Origin of the sequence: Marinomonas sp. MED121, from assembly GCF_000153025.1 — a bacterium.
GTDB lineage: Bacteria > Pseudomonadota > Gammaproteobacteria > Pseudomonadales > Marinomonadaceae > Marinomonas.
Genome location: NZ_CH672429.1, coordinates 538472 through 546543, shown reverse-complemented (window position 1 = coordinate 546543; position 8072 = coordinate 538472). Strand labels below are relative to the sequence as shown.

The window sequence follows — 8072 nt, the reverse complement described above, 5'->3', positions numbered from 1 at the left end:
TGTCTTCCTTAAGAAAGCCAACCGCAAAAGAGATGAAATAGTGAAACATGTGATAATTTATACGGATGGTGCCTGTAAGGGCAATCCAGGCCCTGGAGGGTGGGGTGCTTGGATCACATTCGGTGAACATGAGAAACGCCTGTGTGGCGGTGAAAATGATACAACAAATAATCGCATGGAATTGAGTGGTGCGATAGAGGGTTTAAAGGCGCTTACTGAGCCTTGTAAAGTCACCCTTTATACTGACTCTTCTTATGTGCAAAAAGGCATTACTCAGTGGCTTGCAGGGTGGAAAAAAAAGGGCTGGAAAACAGCCTCAAAACAGCCTGTAAAGAATAAAGACTTATGGCAAGCGCTCGATGAAGAATGTCAACGACATGATATCGAATGGAAATGGGTTAAAGGGCATGCTGGTATTAAAGGCAATGAAATTGCCGATGAGTTGGCTAATCTAGGCATAGAAAAAATAAGAGACTAATGATGAGACAGATCATTCTAGATACGGAAACAACAGGTATTGATCCTAAGCAAGGCCATAGAATTATTGAAATTGGTTGTGTGGAAATGCTGGATCGAAAGCTCACCAAAAACCACTTCCATGTTTATATCAACCCAGATCGTCAGGTTGAAGAAGAAGCATTTCAAGTGCATGGAATCAGTGATGAATTTCTCGCGGATAAACCAAGATTCCATCAAGTGGCGCAGGACTTCTTAAATTATATTCAAGGGGCAGAGCTTGTTATTCATAATGCTCCCTTTGATGTGGGCTTTATCGACCATGAGTTTGCAAAGCTTGGTAACTTCCCTAAAGTTGCTGATATTTGCTCTGTCTTTGATACCTTAGCATTTGCCCGTAGTAAGCATCCAGGACAAAAAAATAATCTCGATGCGTTATGTAAGCGTTATGGTATTGATAACTCACATCGTGAATTACACGGCGCACTATTAGACTCCGAAATCTTAGCGGATGTTTACCTGTTAATGACAGGTGGTCAAACCAGTTTAGGGTTAGGAGATGATGAGGATGGTGCCGATGGTATGTCTGTCCCTACCATTAGGCGTTTAAGCCCTGATCGCCCTATGATAAAAGTGCTAAAAGCAAATCAAGCTGAGCTCGATTTGCATAATGAAAGGTTAGACCTGATCGAGAAGCAAGCTGGCAAGGTTCTGTGGCGAGACTTATAACCTTTAAAAGATTACGCTTCGTTTAATAGACAAACCTGATTGCGGCCATTTTGCTTGGCTATGTATAAGGCTTTATCGGCGGTTTCAAATAAATGGTTCATACTTAATTTGGTTTTTTGCCCACCTTCTAAGTGGGCAACGCCAAAGGTGCCTGTAATTGAAAAGCTTGAGGCATTGTCTAAAGTGAAGACCGTTTTTTCAAGCCTTGCTCTGATTGTTTCAAGCAAGTTCTCGCATTCTTGCCGAGATTTATCAATAAAACAAATGACAAACTCATCTCCACCAAAGCGTCCTACAATGCCTTGATTTGTCATGACCTCTGAGAGAATTTCAGCAAACTTTATTAGGGCCTTATCGCCTGCTTGATGACCAAGCGTGTCGTTCACCCCTTTAAATTGATCAAGGTCGCAAATACAAAGTTGAAGGGGGGGTTTGGTATTATTTTGTTCATCCAATGCTTGATCAAATAACTCAAAAAAGTAACGACGATTAATCAATTTAGTTAATGGGTCGAAATGGGCAAAGTAATGAATTTCTTGAGTGGCGGCATCCCGACTTTTCATAATTCTATGGATCATGAAAAGTAATATAGCACCAAGAATAAAGGAGCTGGTATTGAGTATAAAGGTACTTCTGATAACCTGATTTTCGTGTCTTTCCACTTCTTCTGCTGACGCTTGAGTAAAACGCTGTAACTCATCTCTTAAATCGATTAATTCACGCCTTAGCTCAATTTCTTCATTATTTAATAAAGTCATTAAGGCAGGATGATACTCACCTTGATTGGTTTTTAACTCTTCGATCATATCGATTACCTGATAGTGGTATTCGGTATGTTCTTTACTGATTTTTTTGAGTGCAGCGCTAACCCTATGCATCTGATTGCGCATGACTTCTCGCTCATGCGAAAGCATAGGCTTAATAAACGCCAGCAATTGGATGATAGTGCTTTCAAACTTATCGCCACTTCTAATAAAACTGCCTTCAAGCGTGTCTATCACGATAAGTTTATGATTTTGATTAAGTTGATGCAGTTTTTCAATCAAGAGAGTTTGTTCAAACTGTCTGTCTATTAGCGGAATGAGCTGTGAAATGAGGGGCAAATCTCGGTTAGCCACATCATCAAACTCATGTTTGATTTGCTGCATTTTCGTAAAAGAATAGGTGCCATTAAAGACAATTAATATCGCAATAATAAAGCTAAGTAAAAAAATGAGACGATTGCTTTTTTTATAATTAATCATGTCTTGTCTGTGTTGTATTGGCCAAATTATTGTTTCAGATAGGTATTTTCAGGATTTAATTTAGCACACTTACTCTGATATGGCAGTAGATCAAATATGTGTTTTCAAAGAAGAAGAGGGTGTTTTGGTAAGTGCTAAATGAAAAGCAAAGTAAAAGAAAAAGCGAAAAGAACTCAGAAGCTCAATTCGCTTTATTAAAGTGCATTAAATTATGGATTAAAAATAACGTCTTAACTCAAGTTGGATATAGTCATCATTGCGCAATGCATAAGCACCATCATCTTCATCAGTGTGAGTAAAGATACGGGCTTGGGATTCAAAGAACCAATCATCATTAAGACGTCGAGAGCCTTCTAAGCTAATAAATTGGCTTTTGTTTTCTAAATCAAAGCTGATGCTAGAAATTATTTCGGTACTCTCAATATCGTTGAATACCCAACGTGTCCCCAAGGCAAGGTCATTCTGGCTAGTGGTCGCTTTATCTCCATACCTATCATCAAATTGATATTCTGCAAAGATACCTAAATCCATCACAGACTCATTGATGCCAACATAGGTATATTCAAATCCACCGACTGCCGCCGTGTTTCTGCCTTCATCTTTGTACTTGATTGAGATCCCTTCAAACTTGATAAGCCAGTCCTCATAGACAGCTTGCACATCTAAGCCTGTTTGTTGGATTTGAGCATAGTAGGGGGAAAGCCCAGTTGCTTCATTACTGGCATTGGTAATCGTTTGGTACTGAGGATCTCTTGAGGTACCGATAAATTGGCTAAGGCCTAGATCCCAGTCACCATAAATTTGCGACCACCTGGCGGCAAAGTCAACATGATCTTTACCTTGGGAAGACTGATAACTGGCTTCATCTGTATTAACTGGCAGTGCAGTTCGCAGGCGGCCGTTAGTACCTGCAAAGGTGCGATCTCTAAAACCAAAGAGTGCAAAGGCTTCAAAGGTTCCCCAGTCTCTTTCCATTAAGATACTGAGCATGGGTTGGCCTAATTTATCTTCGCCATCTATATCTTCTACCGCATCATCTTGGTTGATAATATCGACGAGATGCAAGGTCTCAGTTACGCCCCAAAAAACTTTTCGAATACCAGCATAAACTTCATAATTCTCATAACCACGCCAAGCGTAAAGTTCACGAATATCCAAGTGGCTTCTTTCGCTATCTTGCTCGTCATAACGACCAAAGCTGGTGGCTACAAATCTTTGATTGCCATCATCCCAATCACGATAGTACTCAAGATTAAAGGCAGATGAATAGCTGCTATCATCCTGGCCTGTATAAAGCGCATCTTGGGTAAAGTATCGCGATTCGAGGGCCACATAACCTGTCAGTTCACTCGTTATGTCTTCATACTCATCAGCCACTAGGCTGGATGAGTATGAAGACAATAAAACTGAAAGTGTGAGGGCCGATTTGGTTAATGTGTTTGTATTAACTAAAGGCTTCAAACTCATCGTGTTCATCTCTGGGTTAAATTATCTAGCGCGTGCTAGGCTGTTTTTGGTGAAATCTTTTTCACGAAAGCCATTTGAAAACTTCCAGCCTTGGTAGTTAAGCTCGGTTGATTTTCCTGTTTGGTGGTTGATCATTAACCAGTTGTCCGCTCGCCAAAACTTGTTTTCGTATTGGTTATAGTTAGACAAGGTTAGGGTTTTTAAGAGGTCGGATTTACGATCATAAAAATCAATTTTGAAGGCGCGATATTCTTGCGTATCTATCCACACATGTTGCACTGAGTAACCTGATTTAGGGTCAACAGGATCTCTTTCTAAAACAAAGTGATCGCGTCCATCTAAGCTTTCATTGCGCAAGAATTTATAGGTATATTTTTCGACTTCTTGTGATGATATATCCTCAAATGCAAATTCACTGCCCATAAATGGACCTGATTTATTACTAGATGAAATACGTTTCACACGCTTTAGTGCTGGCAAATAAAGCCACTGGTCATCAGAGCTTGTCTTATGGGTAAAAGATAAAAATGCGGTGCCTTTAACATCTCTTGGGTTATCAAAGATGATCAGTGCTTTATCACCATCATTATCTTGTTCTAGGGTTTTGCTGCGCATACGACGAATACTTTCTTCACCGTATTTATTTCTAAGAACCATGGTCATCTTGGTTGAGTTATCAGCAAAGCCAAGATCACGTTTGTCTGCTTCAATTGCAATCTCTAAGCCTTTTTGTTCTGCCTCAGATAAGTCTGTTGCTATCACTGTTTGGCTAGCTAAGAGAAGTGCCCCCGCGCTAACCAAGGTGCTTAAAGTCAGTTTGTAATTTAATAAAGTTTTCATTTTCTTCACCTTAGTTTGTTGCTGTTAATGGGGTGTTTGCTTCTGTTGAAGCGGTTTTTTCTTCAACCTTGTATGCTTTCTTATCTAGCTTTAATAAAAGCACTGGTAATAGTAAGAAATCGGCGATCAAAGCCATGATGATGGCAATCGCAGTTAATACCGCCATATTAGAATTCATACCAAAAGAAGACTGAGCCAGTACGCCAAAACCTGCGACCAAAATGATTGAGGTGACTATGATGGCAACTCCGACTGAGGAGAAGGCGTAACGTACCGCGCTTTCTGCTGACATACCCAGACGACGAACGCGCAAGTATTTACTTAAGAAGTGAACCGTATCATCCACCACAATACCCAGTGCCATCCCCGTTACCATGGAGACAGCAACATTTACTTCACCAACGAGTAGTCCCCAAAGGCCAAAAGCCAGTGCAGCCGGTAATAGGTTAGGAATAAGACTTAAGAAACCTAGCTTGACACTACGAAGCGCGATACCAATCAATAGTGAAATAAGAATCATAGCGACACCTGTTCCCACTAACATACCTTCAATGTTTCTATCGGCAATGTAGGAGAACATGATGGCAGGCCCAACGCCGTATGCAGTAATGCCAGCATTGTCTTGTAGCCATTTTGTACCACGTTCAGCAATCGATTTAAGCTCGGTCGAGCCAAGATCTTGCAAAGACACAATAATCTGAGTGGAAGATTTGCTCACGTTAACCTGATTGTTAAGGTCCAAACCGTATGGCAAAGAGAGCTCGTAAAGTAGTAGATATTGAGCTGCGAGCTCTGGATCTTCTGGTAAACGGTAGTAGCTCTCGTCATCTCCATGCAGGTTCATGTTAAGGCGTTTGAATGTATCGCTAATACTATTTACATGGATCACTTCAGGCTGAGTACGTAACCAAGTGGTGAAGTTATCGAGCTTAGCTAGGAAGGCCGGGTTACTGATGCCGTTATTTTCACCACTGTCTAAAGAGTATTGCAGCTGATAAATACCCGTAAGTTCATTGCTTACGAAGTCTGAATCGATACGAAAGTCCTGGGTCTTGTCAAAATAACCGATGAAGTTGTCTTCAAGACGGTTCATTTGAATTGAGCTAACTAAAATAACGGTAACTAAACCTGAGCCGACTAATATCTTTCTTTGATTACGGATCACATAATCCGCTAGCTTATCCATGCTTTTGCCAATTGAGGTACTACTCTTAGCCGCTTTTGCCGGTAAGATCGCCATCAAAGCAGGTAATAAAGTAACCGATAAGAAGAAGGCCATCATCACGCCAACAGCAGTGATATTACCTAGATCATGGAATGGCGGCGCATCACTAAAGTTCATGGATAAGAAGCCAATCGCAGTGGTGACAGAGGTTAAAAAGACAGGGCCAAGGTTAACCTTGATACTTTCTCTTAGGGCATCGTGCTTGTTTAAACCACTTCGCATACCTGCAAACATACTCACCAGAATATGAATCGAGTCGGCGACGGCGAGGGTCATAATAATGGTGGTTGCGGAGGCAGAAGGGGGAGTAAGTTGCACGCCGAAGTGACCGGCAAAGCCCATACCTGCCATCATAGATAACATGATCACGATAACAGCACTAATGGTTGCACTAATAGAACGCACCAGAAGGTACATGATGGCGATGATCACCAAGTACATAATAGGCACTAATGTAGACATATCCTTCATCGTGGCTTCAAAGAAAGCGTTGGACAACATGACCATGCCAGTTAGACGAACGTTTACATCATATTTTGCTTCGATTTCAGCGGCTAAAGCTCGAGCTGCATTTACAGCTTGAGGGGCTTCATCAAGCGATTTTTGAGGCATCTGGAAGGTAATGTTAACCCCAGACACTGTCCCCGCTTTGTTTACGATACGATCAGCAAGCAGTGGTTCGCTTAACGCAACCTGCTTTAAAAGCTGTAGGTTAAGCGCGTCAATATCTTGTGCGCCAGTAACCAGATCTTCAACAATTAAGTCATCTTCTTCAGCATAGGTATGCTGGAAGTTACTCACCGAATCCACTCTTAAAGCAAAAGGCAATAACCAAGACTTCTCTGTTAATTCTTCTACTGCTGCTAATGCGTTGTTGGAAAATGCATTATTGTCTTTTGGCTCAATGGCAAAAAGCACGTTATCTATTTTTGTGTAGGTACGTTGTAGCTGTTCAAACTCTTGTAGCTGAGGATTGTCTTCACTAAAGAAAACTCGGTAATCATTATTAAAAGCGAGCAGTCGAGCGCCACTAGCAATAAAAAGGGTGATGAGCACTGATGTGATGAGTACTAGCCAGCGATGGCGAATAAGCCAATCCGCGTAGCGGCTAGCCCAATCAGATGTTTTCTGTGAAGGTTGCATTATGAGTTGCTCCTACAAAGCTGTTAATGTAACTTATACCAACCGCTCGGTATGTTAATAATCGAAACATTCCGACCGTTCGGTATGTTAGTGCTTAAATAAAAACACCAAAATTATGGTGCTTTTATAAAGGGGAATCTGGGTTAAATTTGTCTTAAACTCTCAAAGAGTTTAAGTATTCAATAAAGGACTCATGTAGTTTCCACATGCATTCACTAGAGCGACAGCTTTTAACTATGCTCCCAATGCCTTGAAAGCTTGAAATGATAAACCAAGCCGTCTCTTCTACTTTGAGATCCGGTTTAAATTGCTTGTTCTCTATGCCTTTTTCAATGGCCGTCATTAATAAGTCGCAATGAGCCTTGTACATATCTGAGGTACACTTTTGAAAGCCTTCATCAGTGGCGCACATTTCTTGTGACACACTGTTTACGGGGCAGCCTTGCATAATGTCATCAATAGAACAGTGCTCTTTGAAGCCATCTAACATCAGTCTGATGCCTTCTATCATATCCTTATGAGAAAGGGCTTCACGCCAATGTCCCAGGTACTCTTCTGCATAAACTTCTTCAAACACCGCATAGCCAAGAGCCTGCTTATTTTCAAAGTGATGATAAAGTGCACCTTTAGAGACTTCTGCTTTTTCAAGAATCTTTGAAAGGCTGGCTGCTTTAAAACCATACAAGCGCATCTCTTCAGCACACACCTCTAAAAGATGACGTCGGGTTGCTTCTGAATCACGAGAGTTTGACATAAATAAACCATATACCTTGAATAAAATGAAGTTTACAAACCGATCGGTCGGTTTGCAAGTGTTAAGTCTGAAAAAATACTATTTTCTATTATACAAAAAGTTAAGTCCTTATTTTAAGTAGAATAGAAAGAGTGACATTTTTGTCACAAACTAAGCCAAAATCTCTTATTTCCTACCTCTTTATGTGAAAATCTTGACATTTTTAGCAGGGTTT

General features: G+C 40.8%; 7 protein-coding genes. 2 read left to right on the top strand and 5 right to left on the bottom strand.

The window, feature by feature from the left end; all coding sequences use genetic code 11:
• The first annotated feature begins 40 nt into the window (after positions 1-40).
• Both rnhA and dnaQ read left to right on the top strand, forming a co-directional pair.
• Positions 41-478: a ribonuclease HI gene (gene rnhA, locus MED121_RS02470; protein WP_036178559.1), complete on the top strand. Its 438-nt coding sequence runs from the start codon at positions 41-43 to the stop codon at positions 476-478.
• 2 nt (positions 479-480) lie between these two features.
• Positions 481-1185, top strand: coding sequence for a DNA polymerase III subunit epsilon (gene dnaQ, locus MED121_RS02465; RefSeq protein WP_036178555.1), 705 nt, complete (start codon positions 481-483; stop codon positions 1183-1185).
• An 11-nt stretch (positions 1186-1196) separates the two neighbouring features.
• Here the strand turns inward: dnaQ and MED121_RS02460 are convergent, their stop codons facing one another.
• The 5 genes from MED121_RS02460 to MED121_RS23535 form a co-directional block, all read right to left on the bottom strand.
• On the bottom strand, positions 1197-2429 hold the full coding sequence (locus tag MED121_RS02460) for a GGDEF domain-containing protein (protein WP_009832009.1): 1233 nt from the start codon (positions 2427-2429) through the stop codon (positions 1197-1199).
• Between the two features lie 216 nt (positions 2430-2645).
• Positions 2646-3896 (bottom strand): hypothetical protein, encoded by a 1251-nt coding sequence (locus tag MED121_RS02455; RefSeq protein WP_009832008.1) that lies wholly within the window; start codon positions 3894-3896, stop codon positions 2646-2648.
• A gap of 21 nt (positions 3897-3917) precedes the next feature.
• Positions 3918-4736: an outer membrane lipoprotein-sorting protein gene (locus MED121_RS02450; protein WP_009832007.1), complete on the bottom strand. Its 819-nt coding sequence runs from the start codon at positions 4734-4736 to the stop codon at positions 3918-3920.
• 10 nt (positions 4737-4746) lie between these two features.
• Complete coding sequence (locus tag MED121_RS02445; RefSeq protein ID WP_009832006.1) at positions 4747-7104, bottom strand: MMPL family transporter; 2358 nt, start codon at positions 7102-7104, stop codon at positions 4747-4749.
• A 154-nt stretch (positions 7105-7258) separates the two neighbouring features.
• Positions 7259-7858 (bottom strand): TetR/AcrR family transcriptional regulator, encoded by a 600-nt coding sequence (locus tag MED121_RS23535; protein WP_009832005.1) that lies wholly within the window; start codon positions 7856-7858, stop codon positions 7259-7261.
• Positions 7859-8072: the final 214 nt, after the last annotated feature.

Coding starts and splice junctions, on each gene's coding strand:
- dnaQ (WP_036178555.1), top strand. CDS start 481: ATGAGACAGATCATTCTAGATACGGAAACAACAGGTATTGATCCTAAG.
- MED121_RS02460 (WP_009832009.1), bottom strand. CDS start 2,429: ATGATTAATTATAAAAAAAGCAATCGTCTCATTTTTTTACTTAGCTTT.
- MED121_RS02455 (WP_009832008.1), bottom strand. CDS start 3,896: ATGAGTTTGAAGCCTTTAGTTAATACAAACACATTAACCAAATCGGCC.
- MED121_RS02450 (WP_009832007.1), bottom strand. CDS start 4,736: ATGAAAACTTTATTAAATTACAAACTGACTTTAAGCACCTTGGTTAGC.
- MED121_RS02445 (WP_009832006.1), bottom strand. CDS start 7,104: ATGCAACCTTCACAGAAAACATCTGATTGGGCTAGCCGCTACGCGGAT.
- MED121_RS23535 (WP_009832005.1), bottom strand. CDS start 7,858: ATGTCAAACTCTCGTGATTCAGAAGCAACCCGACGTCATCTTTTAGAG.